Here is a 20733-nt window from a genome sequence, read left to right as displayed (position 1 = left end):
ACGATCAGTACTGTTCGGGTTCTTCGCCGAGCACGGCGGGAGCGACCGGGGACGACTGGCCCCAGACGTTCTCGGTCTCCACGAGCCACGGCGGGATACGCCGCCCGGAGCCCATGTCACCGCCCGCGCCCATGCCCATCGGCATCATGGGCATCATCGGCATCGCGCCCTTGGCCGCCGCCGCGCCCGCGGCGCCGGCCGCTCCGCCCGCCAGGCCGCTCATCGCGCTGCCCGAGCCGCCGTCGCCCGCCAGACCGGAGAACGCCGCCGGGGCCTCGCCGGGACCGGAAAATCCGCCGCCGCCCCCGCCGGCGCCGATCGCGCCGCCGTCGAGCGACGGCGCTCCGCCACCGCCGATCGGGATGCCGCCGCCGGCGCCGCCCGCGGTCGCGCCCGCGCCGCCGGCACCGCCGCCGACGACCTCGCCGTCCTTCTTCTCGTCCTTGGGGTTCTTGCCGTTCGCCCACGCGGGCACCCGCGGCATGATCGAGCCGAACCGGCCGAACGCGGCGGCCGAGGCCGCGGCGAGACCGGCGGTGAACATGTCGCCGAACAGCGGGTTCGACTTGGGCACCTGGCCCGGCTGCCCGGTGGTGGGCGGTGTGGAGCCGTCCGAAGGCAGCGGATGCGTGTTGTCGCCCGGCACCAGGCCGACGCCGGGGGTGCCGCCGATGTCGTTGCCGACCGAGCCACCCGGGGCGGTGCCGCCACCGGTGACCGGCGGCGGGGCGACGGCGTTCGGCGAGGCCGGAATGGACTCCTCCGCGGTGGAGTACTCGCCCGCGAGCTGGGTCATCACCACGATCGCCTTGCTGTGCGCCGCGCTGGCCGCGCCCGCGGCCTGCTGCTGCGCTTCGACGTTCGCGATGGCCTGCTGCCGCTGCTGCGCGGCGTTGATGATCGTCGCCTGCGATGAATCCGGCGGCAGCAGCGGCGGGTTGACGGCCAGCGCGAGATCCGCGGGGGAGACGTCGGGCACCGCGACCGGCGGCGGCATCTCCTTCTTGGCCTTCACCAGCGCGTCCGCGGCATCCTCGAGGAGGTTGTTCATCGCCTGCGCGGTCTGGGCGACCTTGCGGATTCCGCCGACGAGGTCGCTGATCATCGTGTGGTACTTGTCGGCGGCGCCACCGGTCCAGTTGCCGGAGAACTCCTTCAGCTCGCCGGTCAGGTTCTCGGCCTGTTCGAAGAGCCCGAGGCCGGTGGACTGCCATTTGTGGGCCGCGTGGCGCGCCGTGTTGGGGTCGCCCGCCTGCAGCATCGCGTAGAGCTGCTGGTGCGAGTACGCGGCGAAGTTCGTGTGCGCGGTCTCGGTCATCCCTTGTTCCCCCCGCCGTTCGAGCCGCTGTTACCGCCCAGCACGCCCCCTAGGACGTTGAGCAACGGATCGAGCAGCCCGGTCTGCTGGCTCGCGTGGTTGATGTCGCCCGCCACCGAGTCGTCTGCCGCCGCGTAGCCGTCGGCGACGGTCGTCGTGACGTCCTGCGCGAAGGTGATCGCGCCCTTGACCTGGTCCAGCAGGCCCTGCATCTCGGCGACGGCCGCCTGGTGCGCCTTGGTGAGTGAACCCGCCTCACCGAACTCGCCGAACAGCAGCGGCTGCTCGGTCAGGGTCAGCAGGAAGTCGTTCGGCTTGGACATCGCGTGGATCTGGGTCTCCAGTTCCCGCACGAAGTCCTTCAGTGATTCCAGATGGACGTAGTACGACTGGTCTTGCATTGATCCCGGCTCTCTCGTGAACGGCCACGCCGACAAGGGGGACGACTACGCGCAAAGCCGGCCGGCCGGTGCCGAGGGGGGTGAAAGCACCGGCCGGCCGACGGATGGGGATGATCAGCCGGCGAACAGGCCCTGGTTGCGGTTCTCCAGGCTGTGCTGGAGATCGTGGGCGTCGCCGACCTTGCCACCGAACTGCGCGATGATCGCCACGATGTCCGCGGTGGCCTGGCGCAGGCGGGTTTCAGACGCACGGGCGGCCTCACCGGCGGAGCTGCCGGAGGCGTACCAGGTCTGGGTGATCGGCTGCAGGTTGGTGTGCAGCTGTTCGAGCTGGGACGTGAGCGCCTTGGCCTTGGCGGCCAGCGAGGCCGAGCTGTGCTGCAGCGCGGCGAAGTTGATTTCGACGACGTCAGCCATGATTGGTGGTCCTCTCGCGGATCAGGGGTTCAGCCGGTGGATCACGGTCTGGTCGACGACTCCGCTGACCCCGGTGAGGCTTTCCCGGACCTGCTCGTCACCCGAGTTGTAGTTCCGGTTGCTCTCGTGCACGAGGCGCGACATCGTGTTGAGCTCGTTCACGGCGATGGTCATCTTCTCCTGCAGACGGCGCTGCAGATCCCAGAACGCGACCGCCTGGTCACCCTTGTAGTTGTGCAGGGTCTGGGTCAGCTCGCTCTCCAAGCTGGCCATCGTGGTCTTGGCGTTCGACGCGGTCTCCTCGAACCCCTGGACGGCGCGCGCCATCGCCGCTGCGTCTGCCTGATATCCCGTACCGGTCATTGATGGGCCACCTCCTCTCATCTCGCTGGAAATCCCGGTGAGCACCAGGGGACGCCCTGTCTGCTCTTGTGAAGGACACGCTAGAAAAGAGGGGAGTGCGGTCAAACGGCACAACTGCCGGTCGCGCTGACGGCACTATTACCCACAGGTCGGCGGTAGGGCTTTCCCCACCCTCGATCAGGGGGAGCGCTCCAGTGTCCGGATCGGAGCTTCCCGGCACGCTCGATCCCATGGTGGACAAGGGATCCAGGGTGGCGCCGCATAGGCCGTTGATGATCTTGGCGGCGGCGATGGCGGTGCTCGGGGTCATCGCGCTCGGCGGTCTCGCTTTCGACGACCGCAGCCTCGTCAACGCGCCCATTTGGCTCAAACCGCTCAAGTTCACGATTTCCGTCGGGCTCTACGCGGTGACGCTGGCGTGGCTGATCGGGCAGCTGACCCGGGGCAAGCGGCTCGGCTGGTGGCTCGGGACGGTGTTCGCCGCCGGGCTCGGCCTGGACATGGCGTTGCTGTTCTGGCAGATCGCCATCCGCGGCCGGACACTCCACTTCAACCGGGAGACGCCCGCCGATCAGTGGATCAACAACATGGTCGCGAACGGCGCCTTCACCGGCTGGGGAGCGACGGCGGCCATCGCGCTTCTCCTGTTGTTCCAACGTCTTCCCGACCGGGCGATGAACTCCGCGTTACGCGCGGGTGCCGCGCTGTCGGTCGCCGGAATCGGCGTCGCGCTGCTGATGTTCGGGCCGAACGAACAGCAGATGGCCCAGTTCCGCGCCGGCGAACGGCCGTCGGTCCTCGGCGCCCACGCGGTCGGTGTCCCAGACGGCGGCCCGGGGCTGCCGGTGCTGGGCTGGAGCACCGTGGGCGGGGACATGCGGATCCCGCATTTCTTCGGCATCCACGCGATCCAGGTGCTGCCACTGGTCGCCTTCGGGCTGTTCAAGCTCGCCCGGCGGTATCCGGTGCTCGAATCGGAATTCGTGCGGCGGAATCTGGTGCGGACCGCGTCGGTGGGTTTCGCGGGGGTGCTCGTGTTGCTCACCTGGCAGGCCCAGCGAGGACAGTCCATCGTGCACCCGGATTTCTGGACGCTGGCCGCGGGTGCGGGGATTCTCGCCGTCGTGGCCGCCGGTTCGGCTCTTTCGCTTAGGACTACGCGGCCGATGCGTCAATTGACGTGATCTTCGCGAAATCCGTTCGGCACCTTCATCGCGATCCGATAGCTTTCGGGGCGATGAAGGGGGAACCGTGACTCGTAGACGGTTGACGGGCGTCGTGCTCGTCGCCACGGTGGTAGTGATCGGCGGGGTGGCCTGTTCGTCGGGATCTTCTCCCGACGCGGCCGCTCCGGCGGCGCCCGAGGTGTTCGGTCCGGCGGGATATCGCGGGCTGACCTTGGGCATGGCAAAGGACGCCGCGCTGGCGGGCGGGAAGCTCGCGACCGCGCCGACGTCCACTTTGGATGGTTGTACCGATTTCTCCTATGTCGGCGGTCCGGCGCCCGACCCGGCGCGGATGAAGGCGGAAGCGGATGTCGAGACCAAGGCCAAGGAACTGAACAAGAAGGCCGACGAGCTCGAAGCCGATCCGGAGGCGAAGCCGGGCGCGTCCGCGGAGGAAAGCGCCAAGGCGGCGGAGAAGTCGGCCGCGGACACCCGGTTGTTCGCCGACGCCGCTCAGGCGTCCGCCGATCTGGCGGGCAAGCGGGAGGAACGCGACAAGGCCTTCGTGGCCGCCGGTGGCGCCTCGTTCGGCAAGGACGGGCTGCGTGAACTCGCCGCTCCTCCGGACGCGAAGACGGCGGGAGGGATCGGGGCCGGTTCATCACTGGCGGAACTCAAGGCGGCCTACGACGCCAAGGGATTGAAGGCCGGTGACAACGGCCGGTTCCAGATGCCTGTCTACGGGAAGCCGGGGTGGGTTTTCGAGTTCACCGTCAACGGGGACAAGGTCGGCTCGGTGTCGATGGTCGACCCGAAGGCGAAGTGCTCCTGAGCCAACCGGTTTCCGGGCTAGGAAAGGGCCGTTCGTTTCCGGACGGCCCTTTCCTGTCGGCTCAGACTCCCGCGGTGGTGCGGATCCAGTCGCGGCTCGCCGCGACGCTGGCGTAGTTCTGGGTGCCCTGCGGGTTCGTGCCGGAGTTGCTGCCGGTCGAGCAGACACCGACCTGGACGCCGTTCGCGAGCTGCGGGCCGCCCGAGTCGCCGTGCCAGGCCGAACCGTTGACGCCGACGCTGGCGATGGCCTGGCCGCCGTACGCGTCGCTGCTGGTGCCGGTGATGCGGACGTCGGCCGTCTTCAGGACGCTCGACGGCGGGTTGTTGCCCTGCGTGCGGCCCCAGCCGTAGATCTGGTTGGTGGTGCCGTTGGCCGGGTTCGCGGTGCCGAGCTTCATGTACGTGGTGCTGACCGCGGTCGTGAGGTGCAGCAGCGCGATGTCGCCGCTCGGGGCGGCCTTCTGCTGGTCGACGTCTGCCTCGGTGCCCTGGCTCAGGTTGACGTTGCCGACCTTGACGTGCATGCCGGGCTTGTTGAGGCAGTGTTTCGCGGTGAGGACCCACTGCGGGGCGATGATCGTGCCGGAGCAGTTGAAACCGCCGAACGCGGTGGCGTCGTCCCAGTAGATCTGGGCGCCCCACGGCGCGGAACTCACGGTGCCTCCGCCGATGATGTCCTGGCCCGCGTTCGCGGCGGGAGTGGCGGCAAGGGTCAGCGCCGCGGCGGCACCGGCCACCGTTGCGACGATTTTGGACATACGCATGAATACGCCCTTCGGCCTGCGTCGGGGATTCCGTTTCGGTTTCACCAAGTTAGGCCGCGGTAAGGATTTTTGTAACCTACCGAAGTCGGTTATCCGTCCTGGGTGAATTCCGGAATCGGGTGGATGCTGCCTTTTTGCCGTGGACGTCCGTTGTATCCGGATTCCCAGGCTCTGGTTCGCCTGCCGACGTCTAGGGTGTTCGCGTGACGACAGTGATCGTGCTCAACGGCGGCTCCAGTTCGGGTAAGTCGGGGATCGCCAGGTGCCTGCAAGCGGTGTTGCCGGATCCCTGGCTCACTCTCGGCGTGGACACCTTGATCGACGCCATGCCGTCCACTGTGGACGGGGGGATCGACTTCGCGGCGGACGGCGGGGTGAGTGTCGGATCCGGTTTCCAGCGGCTCGAGAACGCGTGGATGGCCGGTGTCGCGGCGATGGTGCGTGCGGGGGCCCGGGTCATCATCGACGACGCGTTCCTCGGTGGGGCCGCGTCGCAGCGGCGGTGGCGTGACGCGTTGGCCGGACTCGAGGTGTTGTGGGTCGGGGTCCGGTGTGACGGCGTCGTCGCCGCCGGGCGGGAGATCGCGCGAGGGGATCGGGTCACGGGGATGGCGGAGGCGCAGGCCGAGATCGTGCATCGAGGCGTGGTTTACGACCTTGAGGTGGACACCGGGGTGAAGGAGGCCTTGGCTTGTGCGCGGGAGATCGCGGCTCGGGTCGGGTGATTTCGGTGGGGCGCTGGTTGCGGCAGGTAGGCCAACGGTGAGCGGCTGGGGAGTGTGTCGCGACATTCCCTGCAGCGCGCCGCCTCGACCACCCTCCGCAACTTGCTGGCCGGCCTTGCTCGGCGCCCCTGAGTAAGCTCCAAAGTGGACAGACCCATCAGGGCATGACCGAGCCACGAAGGCGCCTCCTGGGAGCCTTCGTCGAAGCTGCCGACCCGCTTTAGAAGGGTGGGGTGTCGTCGTCGGGTTGGGGTCGTGGGTCGTGGAGTGGTTCGGGTGTGGCGGTGTAGGTGTGGCCGGTGGGGGTGGTGATGGTCATGCCGCCGTTGCCGGTAGGGGTGGTGGTCCAGCCGGGTTCTTCTTTGAGGAGGTTGTGGGTCGTGCAGGCGGCGTGGCAGTTGTGGTGGTCGGTGTTGCCGTGGCGGGCCCAGGTGGTGATGTGGTCGATCTCGGAGAACTCCGCCGGCCGGTGGCAGCCGGGGTGGGTGCATTCGCGATCCCGCGCCTTGATCAGCCGCGCGAGTGAGGCTGGGGACCGGTAGGTGCCGGGGCTGGCTTCCAGGAGTTGTCCGGTGGCGGGGTCGGTGATCAGCCGGGACCACGTCGAGGCGGGGTCGGCGGCGATCTCGCGGGCGAGCCACCCGGGAACGGGGCCGTACCCGGCGAGGGTCGCGGGGTCCTCCTGCGCGCCGGTCAGGGTCAGCAAGTCGACATAGACATGGACATGCGCCCGCGGCGTCCCATAACCGTCCTCGGCCAGCAACCGTTCGGCGAAAATATCCGCCCGATGCTGGTCAAGGGTGCGGGACTGATCGGTCCGGCGGCGTCTCTTCGCCGCGTGACTCAGTGACGCGTAGATCGAACTCGCGACCTCGGCGGGAAGCCAACCGGACAGTTTCGACATGGTCTCGTCCTCGTGCTCCAGCGAGACATGCCGCAACGCCCGTTTGGCCGCGGCACGTTCCCGATAGCCATCCGGGTCGAACTTCTGCACCGCGTGATCCACCGACTTCCGGATCGCCCCGGGATCGCGCCCGGCGAGACGCGTGACCATCCAAGCGTCCACCTGCGCGGCGATTTCGTCGGAGACTTCACGGGTCAACTGGGTGACTTTCGACGCCTTGTACAGATCGATGTCACCGTTTTCCAGCGCCGCCAGCGTGTTCGGCAACCGGGCCACCAACGCACACGAGGTTTCGACCAGCAGATACGCCTGATTGCGGGAGACCGAGAAGGCCAACGCGACCTCCTCGGTCACCGATCTTCGCGAACCACCCACCCCGGCGAACCCCGCTATCGAACGCACCTGCCGCCCCTGCGCCCGACGCAACACAACCTCCTCGTCAAATGCGGCATCCAGAAGACGAGCAGCTTTCGGATTAAAAGCAAAAGAAGTGGTCATGACCAAGATCATACTCGAACACCAGTTCGACCGCCACTGAATCCGGGGGTGGTTTCAACCGGTGAGTGCACCACCTCTAGTTCAGCAACACTTTGCCGAACGCTTCGATCGGCTTAAGCCAGCCCAGTGTCTGCCGTGGCCGGTCGTTGAGTTCGCCTGCGATGGCATCGAGTTCGTCTTGTGAATACCCGGACAGGTCGGTTCCTTTGGGAAGGTACTGGCGCAGCAATCCATTGGTGTTCTCGTTGCTGCCGCGTTGCCAGGGCGAGCGCGGGTCACAAAAAGTGGGGCAGGGCAAACCCTAGCCTGGAAAACACTTTGCTGAACGCATAGAGGGGTTTCGGCAAACCAGCACGTGTCGTGGCCGGTCGTTGAGTTCGTCCTGTGAATACCCAGGTAGGTCGGTTCCTGCGGGGTAGACAATCCAGTGGGGTTCTCGTCGCCGCCGCTTGTCAAGCGACCGCGGATCGCAAAATACATCGGCATGCCAGTGGTCACGTGAACTACCTGTGGCCGCTCATCGCGCCGGCATGACGAATCGAGTGTGTCGTTCGGCCAAGGTCGCGATCTGCGATTGATCGTTGCCGACGATCAAATCGCCTTCCCGAAAGTCGGCTCGGCCGGCCGCTCGTCGATCAGGGCCATGGCTTTGATCCTGGCTTCCCGTAGACCTCATTCACGCTACGCGCGACCTCGCGGGACACCACCGTGAGGTGCGCGGATGGGTAGGCCAGCATGGCGAAGCTCCCGGTCGAGCGAGTGATCTTGGTCGACCAGGAGCTTCGCCACATTCAGCACCTGGTGACCGACAAACTCCAGGGCGGGAAGTGCTCAGTGCCTGACGGGCGGGATACTGGCCTTCATGACTCCAGCGAACCGCCCGGACGAAGTCCACTTGAGGGCGTTCACCGAGGCCGACCTCGCCTTTCTCGACCGCCTCTGTACGGATCCCGATGCGCTCGGCGAGTTCGACTGGCCCGGATTCGGTGATCCGAGGGCACGTCGCAAGCGATGGGAGATCGACGGGTACATCTCCGCCGAGTCCGCGGCGGTCGCGATCGCGCGGGCCGACGACACGGTTATCGGTATCGTTACCTGGAAGCCCCGCGGCTTCCCCTCGGGTGTCACCTACGAGATCGGCGTGGGGGTGCTGCCCGAGCATCGTGGGCAGGGGGTGGGCACGATGGCGCAGAGGCTGCTCGTGGACTACCTGTTCGGTCGCACGACCGCGAACAGAATCGAAGCCCTCACCAACGGCGGTAACCTCGGCGAGCAGAAAGCCCTCGAACGCCTGGGGTTCCGCCGGGAAGGGGTCATGCGCGGCAGGTCCTTCTACCACGGCGAGTATGTCGATGTGCTCGTCTACGGTCTGCTCCGCTCAGAGCATCGTCCCGGAACGCCGTGAGCGCTCCAGAGTGAGGCTCAAGGGAGACCAGGCAAAAGCGACCCGAGAATCGTTCACCTCACCACAGGAACAGCATCCGAAACCTCCCGCACGAGTTCCTCGACCCCCCGCCCCCACCGGGAAACGATGACGAGATCCCGACTGGGGTCGACCCACAACAAGTGCTGATCGGCGTTACCACGCGCGGCCCGACCGGTCGACGGCGTGGACTGGAACGGGTTGAGCCACCAGAGATAGCCGTAGTCCGGCTTCAGCGGACAGGGCGTCCAACTGCGCTCGATCCAGCTTTCGCTGAGCAATCCGTTGCGGGGAAAGAGCAGGGCGAGATCAGCGGCGGAGATCCACAGCCCGCCTCCCCAATGGGCGCCACCGCTGACCACCGGGACGGTCTCGTCGCCGATGGTGGTCAGCGAGTTCCGGTAGCCGTGCCAGGACCACGTATCGGACGCGCCGAGCGGGCCGAGGACGTGTTCGTCCAGCACTGAAGGCAAGGAACGGCCGAAGAGGTGGGTGAGGGCAAGGCAAAGCAGGTTGACGCGAACGTCGTTGTACTCCCAGGCCGACCCCGGCGTACCGCCGCGGCGAGGGCCGTCCTGCCACGACGGTTTGCCCCAGAGGTACCCGTCCCATTCGCTGGTCTGCTGCAACAGGTGATGCCAGGTGACCGAGGTCCCGGCCAGTTCCGGCAGGTCGACAGTGTCCGCCACAGGCCGGTTCGGGTCGGGGAGCAGGCCCCGGTCGAACGCGACCCCGGCGACGATCGACACGACGCTCTTGGTGACGCTGAAGGCCATTTCCGGCGTCTCGGGGTCACCCCACGCGGCGATGCGCTCGCCGCGGTGAAGGATCACCCCGCTGGCTCCGGACGCCGGCAGCAGCGGCCCCAGCACCTCACGGTGCGAACGTTCCTTCACCTGGCTCGCCAGATACGCGCTCATGTCGCCGATGCCCGGCGTGACGCGCTCGGCCTGCGCCGCCGCGGCGGCGTGGACAGCGGGCAGATCCAGTGCCATGCCCCGAGATTAGTCCTCCACGGGCTTCGTCCAAGCCACCTGCACCAGCCCCGTCCCATGCCGCCGCGACACCAGCACACCGCGCCCGGCGGGCTGAGGCCCGGGCTTCACCTCCCCGAGCAGCGCCCCTTCGTCCCGCGACCCGGACATCACGAGGCCGGGGGAACCCAGCTCCCGGATCCGTTGCAGCACGGGCTCGAACAGGGATCGCCCGGCGCCGCCGCTGCCGCGTGCGATGACGAGGTGGAGTCCGATGTCCCGCGCCTGCGGCAGGAATTCCAGCAATGGCTGCAACGGATTGCGGCCCACGGTGGCGACCATTTCGTAGTCGTCGACGAGGACGAACAGTTCCGGCCCCCGCCACCAAGACCGGTTCCGCAGCTGATCCGGAGTGACGTCCGCGCCGGGCAGCCGGTTCCGCATGGCCTGCTGGCATTGGTCGATCAGCCCGGTCAGCACGGTTTCGGATCCCGCGTAGCCGAGCAGATGCGAATCCGGCACCGCGCCCAGCATCCCTCGCCGGTAATCGGCGACGACGATCGCGGCCTCTTCCGCCGAATACTTCGACACGATGCCCTGCGCGATCGCGCGCAGGAGCGAGCTCTTGCCCGACTCCACGTCGCCGAAGGCCAGGAAATGCGGTTCGGTGGCGAAGTCGAGGTACACCGGCCGCAGGTTCGATTCCGCGATACCGAGCGTGATCTGCTTGCGCGGCCCGGCTTCCAGCGAGTCCAGCGGGACCTCGGGAGGCAGCAGCCGGACCTGCGGCGCCGCCGAACCCTTCCAGGCCGCCGAAATCCGGCGGTTCAGGTCCAGCCCACCGGCGCCGATGGTGTCCGGGCGCTGGTCCGAGTCGATCCGCGGGAGCGCCGCGAGGAAGTGGAGCTTGTCCGCGGTCAGCCCCCGGCCCGGCCGGTCCGCGGGGACGTTCTGCGCGATCTTGCGGTCGATCAGCGAGTCCGCCGGTTCACCGAGCCGTAGTTCGAACTTGGTGCCGATGGCGTCGCGCAGCGTCGCCCGCATACCCATCCACTGGTTGATCGAGACGACGACGTGGATGCCGAAACCGAGCCCGCGTGAGGCAAGGCTGGTGATCTGTTCCTCCAGCTGCTCGTATTCCTGACGGATCGTGGTCCAGTTGTCCACGAACAGGAAGACGTCGCCGAACTCGCGGCCCTCCGTGCTCTCCCGGAACTCCGAACGCCGCTGGCGGAACGTCGTGATCGACTCGATCCCGTTGGCGGAGAAGAACTCCTCACGCTGTTCGAGCAACGTCGTCAGTTCGGCCACCACACGGCGGCAGCGCTGGGCGTCGCGCCGGGTCGCGTAGCCGGACACGTGGGGCAGCCCGGCGATCGGCGCCAGCGCGCCACCGCCCATGTCCAGCACGAACAGCTGGACCTCTTCCGGCGTATGGGTGAGCGCGAGCATCGCGGCGATGTCACGCATCAGTGTGCTCTTGCCGCTCTGCGGCGCCCCGACGATCAGTGCGTGCCCGGCGGCACCCGAGAAATCGGCCCACAGCATGTCGCGCCGCTGTTCGAACGGCTTGTCCACCAGGGCGACCGGGATCATCAGCTTGCCGTTGCCGCCCCAGCCCAGCGGGCACAGGCCGCGCACGGGGTCTTCGCCGAGCGGCGGCAGCATCTGGTCCAGGGTGGGCGGTTCGGCGAGCGGCGGAAGCCAGATCTGGTGCGCCTCCGGGCCTTTGCCCTCGATCCGCGAGATCATCGCGCCGATGATCGTCTCGCCGGTGCCCTTCTCGACCGGCTCCTCCGCTTCGACGGTCACCGGGATCTCCACCGGCGCCAGCGTGAACGGCATCAGCCCGAGACTCTGGCCGTCCTTGCGCACGATCTTGCTGCGCGGCGGCAGTTCCCCCGAGACGTACGCGGCCTTGAGCCGGATGAGGGTGTCGTTGTCGGACTTGAGATACGCCGAACCGGGCACGGGCGGCAGCTGGTAGGCGTCAGCGACACCGAGCACGGCGCGGCTCTCCGACGCGGAGAACGTCCGCAGGCCGATCCGGTACGACAGGTGCGAATCCAGCCCGCGCAGCCGCCCTTCCTCCAGCCGCTGCGAGGCCAGAAGCAGGTGGATCCCGAGACTCCGGCCCAGCCGTCCGATCGCGACGAACAGGTCGATGAACTCCGGCCGCGAGGACAGCAGCTCGCTGAATTCGTCGATGATCACCAGCAGCGACGGCAACGGCCGCAGGTTGGCGCCCGATTCCCTGGCCTTTTCGTAATCCCGCACGGACGCGTAGTTCCCGGCCGCGTGCAGGAGTTCCTGACGCCGCAGCAGTTCGCCGTTCAGCGCGTCCGCCATGCGGTCGACCAGCGCGAGATCGTCGGACAGGTTGGTGATGACGGCGCAGGTGTGCGGCAGCCCGGTCATCCCGGCGAACGTCGCACCACCCTTGAAGTCGATCAGCGCGAGGTTCAGCTTCTCCGACGAATGGGTGACGGCGAGCGCGGTGACCAGCGTCCGCAACAACTCGCTCTTACCGGATCCGGTCGCGCCGATGACCAGCCCGTGCGGCCCCATCCCGCCTTCGGCCGATTCCTTCAGGTCGAGTTCGACCGGCCTGCCCTCGGGGTTCACGCCCAGCGGGATACGCAGCCGGTCCCGCGCGGATCGCGGTGCCCAGGTGACCTCGGTGTCGGTGTCGCGCGGATCGCCGATTCCCAGCAGCCCGGCCAGCCCGAACGTCGCCGACATCGGCGCCTCGCTGACCACCGCCGCGCCCTGGAACAGCGGCGTCAGCATCCGGGACAGCGCTTCGGCGGCCCCGCGGTCCAAGGTGTCCGGCTTGCCGAGGAAGCCGAGCCGTTGCTCCGTCCCGTCGCTGACGACCATCCCGAGCTGCTCGGGGCTCATGTGCAGGCTCAGCAGCCGTTCCGAGGAGACCGACCGCGGCTGCTCCATGCCGATCTCGATCACGGTGACACCGAGCTTGCCCTCTTCGGCGACGAGCCGCGTGTCGCCGTGGGTGTGCCCGCCGTCCACGATCACGACGATATGCGGCAGGTCCAGCCGCGCGTCCGGCCGCCGGGTGAACGCGGGCCGGTCGCCGAGGTCGGGGCCGAGGAGTTCGGCGAGCTTCCCGGCGCCGGAGTCGACCAGCCGCCGCGGACCGGCGGCGTCGGCGGCGGTGGAGGCGACGTGCGGCAGCCACTTCGCCCATTCCCAGTCGTGCAGCCGGTCGTTCTTGACGCACAACGCGATCCGCAGGTCGCCGGGCGCGTGGAAGGTCGCGAGCTGGGTCAGCAGCGCCCGCGCGGTCCCGAGCGTGTCCGGGCGCCGGCCGGACAGACTGACCTGCGCGAACGACCGGAGCGAGACCGCGACCGGGAGCCCGTCGACCGTCGAATAGGTGCGGATGAAGTGCTTGAGGTTCGTCGAGCACACCGGGTCGAGGTCTTCCAGCGGGACGGTCTGCGGCGCCTTCAGCGGGGTCGCCAGCCGCTGCGGCCCCGTCCCGATCCGCACCTGCCCGAACTGCGCGTCGGACCGCCGCCGATCCCACAGCCTTCCCGTCTCGACGTAGGCCCACAGATCCGCCGGGTCGGGCTGCAGCGCCGCCATCGCCGCGCGCTGGTTGTCCGCGATGTCCCGGACCTGGCCGCGCAACCCGGTCAGATACCGCTGGTAGTCCCGGCGTTCCTCGTTGATCTGCGCCTTCTTCTGCGCGCCGCCGCGGCCGAGCGACATCACCACCATGCCCACCATCGCGGTGAGGAACAACGCGCCGAAGATGTACGTCATCACGCCGCCGTCGCGTCCGATGTAGACGAACGACATGGCGCCCATGCCCAGCATCATCGGCATGAACATCAGCAGCTGCATGGCTCCGCCGGAGGAGCCCTTCGGCAGCATCGGCGGGGACTGCAGGACGATTTCACCGGGCTGCTCGCCCAGGGCCGGCAGGCGGTCGCGAGTGGCGCTCATCAGGGTCTTTCTGGCCGCTTGTGGGTAATCCTGCCGATCATTCTGGCCACTCGTGCCGCCCCTGCGGTGGGTACTTTTGCCGTCCGCTCGCGTCTGGTGGCGAACTTACGCTGCTGGTCAACGCAGACGTGGGGGAAGAGAGTAAGGAGAGCCATGGTCGGCACGGGCGAGTACCGGGCGGAGCCCGAGGCCATGCGCTCGGCGGTCGGGAACCTGGGCGGCATCATCATGCAGGGCATCAACGTCGTCGCCGACCTCGAACGCACCGTCCTCCAGCCGATGTCGTTCGCCACGTTCGGCAGCGCGGTGGCGGCGGCCAACACCGCCATGCAGAGCCAGCAGGTGGTCGCGGTCCGGACGCTCCTGCAGCTGCTGCAGCAGATCAACGGCTTCATCAAGAGCAGCGCCGACGCTTACCAGGCCGCCGACGAGGCGGTCGCGGGCGGATACGGCGGCCGTCCCGGTGGCGGCGCGGGTTCCACGTCGTCGTCGATCTGGGGCAACTCGCACGCCTCCGAACTGGCGACCCTGGCCATCAACGACAGCGCCGGCGGGCAGGGCGAGCCGTCGTCGGTCGGCAACGTGCTGCGCTACCTGGGGGACGCGCGGCTGGGTCAGCTCGGCGACCACCCGATCACCGACACGCGGTTCCACGGCGTCTCGGATTTCAACGACTGGCTGGCCGGTGACGCCGACAACCAGGCGCGGGTCGGGGTCATCGAGGTCTACGCCGGTACGGCGCGCAACTTCGGCGACGTGCCGGGCGGGGTGCACAGCGGCGACGTCGTCGTGGTCGAACCGCTCCTGTTCTCCGACCGCGAGCCGATCATCGCCATCGCCGGAGAGGGCGGGCTGCTCTACAACCACGGAATCGTCGACGCGGACATCAACGGCCTGGCGAAGGTCAGCGTCTACCGCCCGGCTTCCGTCTGACTTCCGGCCTGAGGAGCGACCATGCTGACCTACCCCAATTCCAGCGCGATGGACGCCACGGCGTCCTCGGGCGGGCCGATCACGATCCTGCCGCAGATCCTCACCGGCCAGCCGGAGCAGATCGCGAAGCACGTCCTCGAAGTGCTCAAGAAGGCCAACGAGTTCCTCACCATGTACAACGAGGTGACGAAGGCGGCCGAGCAGCTGGGCAAGATCTGGTCCGGCGCCGCATCGGACTCCGCGTTGAAGAAGATCACCGATTCCCTGAACTCGCTGACCAAGATCATCCAGGTCGTGCAGAAGGGCGCCGAGCTGCTCGGCATCGCCGGGACGCTGATCAAGACCGCGCAGACCGCGTACAAGGCGGTGGTCTCGGCGGTGAACCCGACGGTCGCGGGACTGATGTCGAATCCGTGGACCTACGGTGCCGCGGTCGCGCTTTCCACCGCCACCAGTGCTTCGCTGCGCGCGTTCATCACCGCGATCGGCGCGCTGCTGAAGGCGCTCGGCGTGGTCGACCTCGCCAACCAGATCACCCAGATCGCCACCATCATCGGCGAGGTCCAGAAACTCTTCGGGCACAACGACGCCGGGGACAACGGTGCGGCGGGCAACTCGGCGGTCTCCGGCACGCCGGTCACCAACCCGCAGGCCCCGGGTTCGGTCGCCAGCGGTTCGGGGCAGGCGGCCATCGGCGGTTCCGGTGGCGGTGGTTCCACGCCGGGCGAGACGCCGCCGTTCACCCAGTACCGGCCACCGGCCTTGGGCGGCAACGGTTCCCAGGGCAACTGGCCCGGCGGTGCCGACGCGTGGATCCCGGTGGACAGACCCTCCGGTGGCGGCGCGGGTTCCTCCGGAGGCTCCCTGCCGGGCGTGGGCAACGGGAACACGGTCACCATCACCACCGACCTGAGCACCGGCAAATCGACCGTGCAGGCGCCGGGTGGCCAGGACATCGATATCGACATCGACATGAACTACGGCGGAAAGCACTTCGAGCAGCACATCGACATCGACGTAGACAACGCTGTTGCTGACTCACCGGCGAAGGGCAGGTAGCCGTGTGGGGGAGCGGTGTGGTCGACGCTTCGGGCGTCGTCAGTTCGATCCTGTCGAACTACCGGCGGCTCGTGGTCGAGTACCAGCGGCGGGTCACCGGTGATCCTTCGGCGCTGACCGCGGCCGGCCAGCGGTGCGGCGACCGGGCGTCGACGGTTTCGGGCCGGGCGGACGAGATCGGCAAGGCGGCGAAGGCGCTCAACGCGTCTTGGGAGGGCGACGCCTACACGGCGTTCTCCATCTCCGCCGCGAAACTGAGTCAGGAACTCGGCGAGCTCGGCGCGAAACTGAGCGACCAGTCGAACCGGCTGCGGGCGGGCGCGCAGGCCCTGCAGGGCGCGAAGTCCTGTGTGGACTCGATCCTCGCCCAGTTCGACCAATACGCCGCGCAGCTCGTCAGCCAGGCGCGGACGGCGAACGCGAACGCGGTCGACGCGTTCATCTCCGCCGCCCGGCAGCTCGGCGAACGAGCCGCGCAGGCGGCGCAGGAGATCGCCGACGAGCTGAGCGAAGAACTCGCGCGGCTGTTCCCGCCGGAGGGCACCGGCCGGATCGAGCACGAGCTCGGCAAATGGGGCCGCGGCCCGTTGTACTGGCTCAACGGCGAAGCGCTCGACGGACGCAAGCGCCCGCGCTCGCATCCTTCCTGGTTCGGCAACTCCGGCTGGAAGAAGCTCACCTGGGACGGTCTCGAAGGCACGCGTGCCCCGCGTGCCGGCGACACCCCGTTCGGCAGGCCGAAGCCGGAGAGCCTTGGCGAAAAGGCCTGGGGCAACACCGAGATCACCTATGCCAAGTGGAAGCAGGAGCAGGACGGCTTCACCCCGGGCTGGGACGCCAAGATCTCCTCGCAGGGCTGGGACGTGAAGGCTTCCGGGCACGCGGAATTGGCCGCCTTCAAGGAAGAGCTCGAACGCAAGGGCGAGTGGGGCGTCGCTTCGGGCAGCGCCAAGGGAACCGCGTTCGTCGGCGGTGAGGTGAACGGTTCGCTGCAGGCGGGCGCGCACGGGGTCGGTGTGCACGCCAACGCCTTCGTCGGCGGCAAGATCGAAGGCGAGCTCGCGGCGGACGTGGCCGGGGTGGGCGTCGGTGCGAGCGGCACCCTCCAATATGGACTCGGCGCGCAGCTCGACGGCCAGGCCGTCTACGACGCCGGGCATATCAAGGTCAACTTCAAGGCGGGTCTCGCGCTCGGCCTCGGTGCCGGGATCGGCGCGAAGATCGACATCGATCTGCCGAAGATCGCGGACACCGTCGGCGAGTACGGCGGCGCGGCCGTCGACGCGGTCAGCGGCGCTGCGGGCCAGGCGGCGGACGCCGTCGGCGAGGCGTGGGACGATGCGATCACCTACGTGGGCACGTGGTGACAGGGATGAGCGAAGCGATGACGCAGGACCGGGTCTCCCTCCCGCTCGGGTTCGACATCCCCGAGGGCTGGGTGCCGGTCGAGCCGGCGTCCGTCGGCGCCGAGGGCGCGGTCTTCGTGGCGGTGCGCACCGGGACGCACGCGGAGTTCACCCCGAACATCACCCTGAGCATCGGCCAACGGCCCGACCAGGCGGAGATCACCGACATCGCCGACGAGGCCGTCGAGCGCCTCGGCCGGACCATGGCCGCGCTCGAAGTGGTGCGGCGCAAGGTGATCGGCACCGGGATCGCGCCGGGAGTGACGCAGGTGCTGCGTGTCCGCACCGGCGAAGGACAGGATCTCGTGCAGACGCAGGTGCTGCTGACCGTGCCGGGGGCGACCCCGGCCGAGCGGCTGATCCTCGAAATCGCCTGTACCGCAACGCCCGAGGCGGCCCGTGGCCTCGGCGACGATTTCCGGCGGTTCGTGGGCAGTGTCCACGTCCGGCGGGATTTCACCGCAGATGAAGGAGAAGACTCGTGACCACCGACCCCTACGCCATGCCGGACATGGACGAGTTGCTGGACCAGGTCCGCAAGCAGACCGAAGAGGTGCAGCGCATCCAGCGTTCGGTCGAGGCGATGGAGGTCAAGGCGCACTCGCGGCAGAACGAGGTCACCGTCGTGCTGCGCGGTGACGGCCGGTTCACCTCGATCGACATCGACCCGCGCGCGGTGCGGCAGTACGACGCGCGCAACCTCTCGGAGATCGTGCTGGAGGCGGTCAACAACGGGCTGCAGAAACTGGCCGAGGCCAGCAGCGCCAAATTCGCCCCGGTCATCGAGTCCGCCAAGTCGATCGAAGCATGACGGCCGCGATCGCGGGCTCCACCCGGCGCGTCACGGTGGTGACACCGAGGGCGCGCGTCGACGTGGCGCTGCCGCAGCAGAGCACGTTCGCCGAACTCGTCCCGCAGCTCGTGCGGCTCGCGGGCGCTTCGGGGCAGGCGTCGGCCGAGCATCCCGGCTGGGTGCTGTCGCGGCTCGGCGGCGCTCCGCTCGCGCTCGGGCTCACGGTCGCCGCGGCGCAGGTGCGCGACGGCGAAGTCCTCCATCTGACCCCGCGGGAACGCCCGCGGGGTCCGCTGCTGTTCGACGACGTCGTCGACTCGATCGCCAGCGTCGCCGAGTCGGGCACCGGGCGGTGGGGGCCGTCGGTGGCGCGCAAGGCCGGCATCGTCGCGTCCGTGGTGCTGCTGCTCGCCGGTGGGCTGCTGGTGCAGGCCGCGGCGTCCGGCAGTGTGCTGGCGCCGATCGGGACCGGGCTGCTCGCGCTCGTGCTGGTGCTGGGCGGTGGCGCGCTGAGCCGCGCGTACGGCGATGCGGAGGCCGGTGCCGCGGGTGCGCTCGCCGGCGTCGGCGCGGCGCTGCTGGCGGGGATGTCGATCCTGCCGCCGCATCCGCTGTTCTCGCTGTCGGCCGGGCCGCTGGCCGCCGGGCTCGCGGTGGTGACCGTCTATGGCGTGATCGCGGCCGTTTCGGTGGCGGACCGGCTGCCGTGGTTCGTCGCGGTGACGGTGTCGGCCGGGCTCGGCGCGATCACCACCGCCATCGTCCTGCTGGCCGACGTCCGCCCGGTTTCGGCGGCCGCCGTGGTCGCGGTGGTGGCGACGGCGCTTGCCGCGGTCGCGCCGATGATGGCGCTGCGGCTCGGCAGGCTGCCGCTGCCGCGGGTGCCCGACGACATGGACGCGTTCCGTGCCGACGAGAACCCTTCGCTCGGCGAGGACATGGTCGGCGGCACGACGTACGCGCAGGCGTTGCTGACCGGGCTGCTCGTCGCGCTCGGGCTCGTCGTGGTTTCGGCGTCGGTGGTCCTGTCTTCGTCCGGCGGGGCTTGGGAAGCGGGCTTGAGCGCGTTGCTGGGTCTGGCGCTGATGTTGCGTTCGCGTGCCTTCGCCGGCCGTTCGCAGCGGGTGGTGCTCATCGGTTTCGGCGCGGCGGCCCTGGCGGCGGCCGGATTCTGGCTCGCCGCGAGCGGTCCGCGTTCGTTCGTCTTCGCCGCGGGATGCGCCGTGGTCGTCGCGGCCGGCGTCTGTCTCACCTACGCGACGCGTGTCGCGAAGGGACGTCGTTCTCCTTACTGGGCAAGGACTCTCGATATCGTCGAGTTCCTGGTGCTGCTCTCGCTGATCCCGTTCGTCGGCATGATCGCGGGCGTCTACGAGGCCGTGCGGGGCTGATCTCTCCAGCGTATTCAGTTGACGGGTAAGGCTTAGCTGACGTTGCGAAAGCCACTTTCGCAACGTTGAAGGTTGCGAAAGTGGCTTTCGCAACCTTCAACGTTGCGCGACTGCCCACATTCAGAGGACGAAACGCGTCGCGCGCCCTTTCGGTTCACACGGCGTCGAATAGAGCGAGCCCGAGGCGGCGGTGATGTCGCGAAAGCCACTTTCGCGACGTCTGGTGTCCCGAAAGTGGCTTTCGCGACGTCCATGGCGTCCCCTCAGTTCTCCAGCGCCAGCGGCAGGGTCCGCCGAACCGCCGCCGCGTGCCGTCCGTGCAGCGGGGTGACCGCGATCCCGGCCGGCCGCACCGGTTCCGCTCCCGGCCGTCCGCCCACCCGGATCGTCACCTCGGACTTCTCGCGTCCGCCAGGCGACCGGTACAGCGTGTACGAAGTCGCGGTGAACGCCGAGCCGGGCACGTGAAGATCCAGCGTCCGCCCGAGATCCCGCTCCGACCGTGGCCGGTAGCAGACCTGCGACGCCCCGCCCCAAGCCCAGGAACGCCAGCCGTCCACCGGCGCGTCCTGGCCGCTGCCGAGCGCGACGCGCAGGTTCTCCGTCACCTCGCCCGCTTCGAGCACGGTGCTCTCGAACCCCGCTTCGGCGAGCGTGCCCATCAGGCGTAGCGCCGCGCAGGCGGTGCTCCGCAGCGCGCCGAGCTCTCCGCCGCCTCTGGCGAGCGCGGCGATGGGCGCGTCCTCGGGCCGGTACCGGACGGTGAGCCAGCGGACCCGCAGCAAGGACTGTCCATTGGGGACGGTCCAGGTCAGCAGTTGCGCGCTGGACAAAGGGATCCCGGTGCTCGTGTACGCCTCGCGCAGGATGCCGACGAGCTTGTCCGGCGACGGTGCCACGGTGCCGGGGGTGAGCCGCACGATGGCGCTCCACCCGTCGCTGACCTCGGCGACGCCGAACCGGTTGCCCGCGCGGTCGACGTGCTGGCGCACCCGGACGGGACCGGCGAGCCGGTGCAGTGGATCGGGGACTTCGTTCTTGTCGCGGCGCTTCAGTCGATACCTGGCCCAGGTGAGCGCCCAGCCCGCGGCGTGGCGTCCGGCGAAGCGGACCGAAGTCGTCAGCACGAGGACGCCGGCGACGGCGACGATGCTGATCCACGCGGCCTGAGGGATCCCGTCGACGGTCAGGGCCAGCAGGATCGCGATCCCGGCGATCTCCCAGAGCGCCGCCTGCAGTGGGCGGATCGGCAGCAGCCAGGGCAGTGGCGCCGCCCCCGCGACCCCGCGCGCGGGCGCCTGTTCCGGGACCGGGCGGGCCGGGGCTTCAACCGACAAGGAATTCCCCTCCTCCGTGCACGCGCACGACGGTAGCCCCGCCCCGCGCGGGGGA

19 protein-coding genes and 1 pseudogene are annotated in these 20733 nt (G+C 68.8%); 10 read left to right on the top strand and 10 right to left on the bottom strand.

The window, feature by feature from the left end:
* Nucleotides 1–4 precede the first annotated feature (4 nt).
* The 4 genes from ACZ1DY_RS30400 to ACZ1DY_RS30385 form a co-directional block, all read right to left on the bottom strand.
* Nucleotides 5–1318, bottom strand: coding sequence for a WXG100 family type VII secretion target (locus tag ACZ1DY_RS30400; protein WP_465481705.1), 1314 nt, complete (start codon nucleotides 1316–1318; stop codon nucleotides 5–7).
* The gene (locus ACZ1DY_RS30395; RefSeq protein ID WP_034319402.1) at nucleotides 1315–1719 is read right to left on the bottom strand and encodes a hypothetical protein; all 405 of its coding nucleotides are present in this window, start codon (nucleotides 1717–1719) and stop codon (nucleotides 1315–1317) included. Before ACZ1DY_RS30395 ends, ACZ1DY_RS30400 begins: the two co-directional genes overlap by 4 nt.
* Nucleotides 1720–1833: 114 nt before the next feature.
* Complete coding sequence (locus ACZ1DY_RS30390) at nucleotides 1834–2136, bottom strand: hypothetical protein (protein ID WP_005155348.1); 303 nt, start codon at nucleotides 2134–2136, stop codon at nucleotides 1834–1836.
* 21 nt (nucleotides 2137–2157) lie between these two features.
* Nucleotides 2158–2499, bottom strand: coding sequence for a WXG100 family type VII secretion target (locus tag ACZ1DY_RS30385; protein WP_076153289.1), 342 nt, complete (start codon nucleotides 2497–2499; stop codon nucleotides 2158–2160).
* Between the two features lie 194 nt (nucleotides 2500–2693).
* Here ACZ1DY_RS30385 and ACZ1DY_RS30380 point away from each other — a divergent pair, with 194 nt between their 5' ends.
* Entirely contained in the window at nucleotides 2694–3683 is a 990-nt protein-coding gene (locus ACZ1DY_RS30380; protein ID WP_465481704.1) for a hypothetical protein, read from the top strand.
* A 67-nt stretch (nucleotides 3684–3750) separates the two neighbouring features.
* Nucleotides 3751–4497: a hypothetical protein gene (locus tag ACZ1DY_RS30375; protein ID WP_465481703.1), complete on the top strand. Its 747-nt coding sequence runs from the start codon at nucleotides 3751–3753 to the stop codon at nucleotides 4495–4497.
* Nucleotides 4498–4558: 61 nt separating this feature from the next.
* On the opposite strand, the gene ACZ1DY_RS30370 is transcribed toward ACZ1DY_RS30375, so the two are convergent.
* Nucleotides 4559–5257 carry a S1 family peptidase gene (locus tag ACZ1DY_RS30370; RefSeq protein ID WP_465485729.1) on the bottom strand — a complete coding sequence of 233 codons (699 nt, stop codon included), beginning with the start codon at nucleotides 5255–5257 and terminating at the stop codon, nucleotides 4559–4561.
* A gap of 209 nt (nucleotides 5258–5466) precedes the next feature.
* Here ACZ1DY_RS30370 and cpt point away from each other — a divergent pair, with 209 nt between their 5' ends.
* Nucleotides 5467–5988 (top strand): chloramphenicol phosphotransferase CPT, encoded by a 522-nt coding sequence (cpt, locus tag ACZ1DY_RS30365; RefSeq protein ID WP_465481702.1) that lies wholly within the window; start codon nucleotides 5467–5469, stop codon nucleotides 5986–5988.
* A gap of 220 nt (nucleotides 5989–6208) precedes the next feature.
* Here cpt and ACZ1DY_RS30360 read toward each other — a convergent pair whose 3' ends face one another.
* Together ACZ1DY_RS30360 and ACZ1DY_RS30355 are read right to left on the bottom strand one after the other, a co-directional pair.
* The gene (locus ACZ1DY_RS30360) at nucleotides 6209–7246 is read right to left on the bottom strand and encodes an HNH endonuclease signature motif containing protein (RefSeq protein WP_465485728.1); all 1038 of its coding nucleotides are present in this window, start codon (nucleotides 7244–7246) and stop codon (nucleotides 6209–6211) included.
* Between the two features lie 220 nt (nucleotides 7247–7466).
* Nucleotides 7467–7673, bottom strand: a pseudogene (locus tag ACZ1DY_RS30355) (IS30 family transposase); the annotation flags it as partial.
* 579 nt (nucleotides 7674–8252) lie between these two features.
* On the opposite strand from ACZ1DY_RS30355, the gene ACZ1DY_RS30350 reads away from it, so the two are divergent.
* Entirely contained in the window at nucleotides 8253–8795 is a 543-nt protein-coding gene (locus ACZ1DY_RS30350) for a GNAT family N-acetyltransferase (protein WP_465481701.1), read from the top strand.
* Nucleotides 8796–8848: 53 nt separating this feature from the next.
* On the opposite strand, the gene ACZ1DY_RS30345 is transcribed toward ACZ1DY_RS30350, so the two are convergent.
* A complete protein-coding gene (locus tag ACZ1DY_RS30345) occupies nucleotides 8849–9808 on the bottom strand; it encodes a serine hydrolase domain-containing protein (protein ID WP_465481700.1) in 960 nt (319 codons plus the stop codon).
* A gap of 9 nt (nucleotides 9809–9817) precedes the next feature.
* Entirely contained in the window at nucleotides 9818–13759 is a 3942-nt protein-coding gene (gene eccCa / locus ACZ1DY_RS30340) for a type VII secretion protein EccCa (protein ID WP_465481699.1), read from the bottom strand.
* Between the two features lie 153 nt (nucleotides 13760–13912).
* Between eccCa and ACZ1DY_RS30335 the strand changes: the two genes are divergently transcribed.
* Genes ACZ1DY_RS30335 through eccD form a run of 6 tightly spaced genes read left to right on the top strand, consistent with a single transcriptional unit; the run spans nucleotide 13913 to nucleotide 19341 of the window.
* Nucleotides 13913–14692, top strand: coding sequence for a WXG100 family type VII secretion target (locus tag ACZ1DY_RS30335; RefSeq protein WP_257485357.1), 780 nt, complete (start codon nucleotides 13913–13915; stop codon nucleotides 14690–14692).
* 21 nt (nucleotides 14693–14713) lie between these two features.
* Nucleotides 14714–15751: a hypothetical protein gene (locus ACZ1DY_RS30330; RefSeq protein WP_465481698.1), complete on the top strand. Its 1038-nt coding sequence runs from the start codon at nucleotides 14714–14716 to the stop codon at nucleotides 15749–15751.
* A 17-nt stretch (nucleotides 15752–15768) separates the two neighbouring features.
* Nucleotides 15769–17118, top strand: coding sequence for a WXG100 family type VII secretion target (locus ACZ1DY_RS30325; protein WP_465481697.1), 1350 nt, complete (start codon nucleotides 15769–15771; stop codon nucleotides 17116–17118).
* 5 nt (nucleotides 17119–17123) lie between these two features.
* Complete coding sequence (locus ACZ1DY_RS30320) at nucleotides 17124–17642, top strand: hypothetical protein (protein WP_465481696.1); 519 nt, start codon at nucleotides 17124–17126, stop codon at nucleotides 17640–17642.
* Entirely contained in the window at nucleotides 17639–17968 is a 330-nt protein-coding gene (locus tag ACZ1DY_RS30315; protein ID WP_016336001.1) for a YbaB/EbfC family nucleoid-associated protein, read from the top strand. Before ACZ1DY_RS30320 ends, ACZ1DY_RS30315 begins: the two co-directional genes overlap by 4 nt.
* Entirely contained in the window at nucleotides 17965–19341 is a 1377-nt protein-coding gene (eccD, locus tag ACZ1DY_RS30310) for a type VII secretion integral membrane protein EccD (RefSeq protein WP_257485361.1), read from the top strand. The genes ACZ1DY_RS30315 and eccD overlap by 4 nt, the downstream gene beginning before the upstream one ends.
* Nucleotides 19342–19604: 263 nt before the next feature.
* On the opposite strand, the gene ACZ1DY_RS30305 is transcribed toward eccD, so the two are convergent.
* Nucleotides 19605–20678, bottom strand: a complete 1074-nt coding sequence (locus ACZ1DY_RS30305; protein WP_465481695.1) for a type VII secretion protein EccE — start codon at nucleotides 20676–20678, stop codon at nucleotides 19605–19607.
* Between the last annotated feature and the right edge of the window lie 55 nt (nucleotides 20679–20733).

Source organism: Amycolatopsis sp. PSD-21, from assembly GCF_055561455.1.
This window is presented reverse-complemented; position numbering and strand designations above follow the sequence as displayed.

Coding starts and splice junctions, on each gene's coding strand:
- ACZ1DY_RS30400 (WP_465481705.1), bottom strand. CDS start 1,318: ATGACCGAGACCGCGCACACGAACTTCGCCGCGTACTCGCACCAGCAG.
- ACZ1DY_RS30395 (WP_034319402.1), bottom strand. CDS start 1,719: ATGCAAGACCAGTCGTACTACGTCCATCTGGAATCACTGAAGGACTTC.
- ACZ1DY_RS30390 (WP_005155348.1), bottom strand. CDS start 2,136: ATGGCTGACGTCGTCGAAATCAACTTCGCCGCGCTGCAGCACAGCTCG.
- ACZ1DY_RS30385 (WP_076153289.1), bottom strand. CDS start 2,499: ATGACCGGTACGGGATATCAGGCAGACGCAGCGGCGATGGCGCGCGCC.
- ACZ1DY_RS30370 (WP_465485729.1), bottom strand. CDS start 5,257: ATGTCCAAAATCGTCGCAACGGTGGCCGGTGCCGCCGCGGCGCTGACC.
- ACZ1DY_RS30350 (WP_465481701.1), top strand. CDS start 8,253: ATGACTCCAGCGAACCGCCCGGACGAAGTCCACTTGAGGGCGTTCACC.
- ACZ1DY_RS30345 (WP_465481700.1), bottom strand. CDS start 9,808: ATGGCACTGGATCTGCCCGCTGTCCACGCCGCCGCGGCGGCGCAGGCC.
- eccCa (WP_465481699.1), bottom strand. CDS start 13,759: ATGAGCGCCACTCGCGACCGCCTGCCGGCCCTGGGCGAGCAGCCCGGT.
- ACZ1DY_RS30335 (WP_257485357.1), top strand. CDS start 13,913: ATGGTCGGCACGGGCGAGTACCGGGCGGAGCCCGAGGCCATGCGCTCG.
- ACZ1DY_RS30330 (WP_465481698.1), top strand. CDS start 14,714: ATGCTGACCTACCCCAATTCCAGCGCGATGGACGCCACGGCGTCCTCG.
- ACZ1DY_RS30320 (WP_465481696.1), top strand. CDS start 17,124: ATGAGCGAAGCGATGACGCAGGACCGGGTCTCCCTCCCGCTCGGGTTC.
- eccD (WP_257485361.1), top strand. CDS start 17,965: ATGACGGCCGCGATCGCGGGCTCCACCCGGCGCGTCACGGTGGTGACA.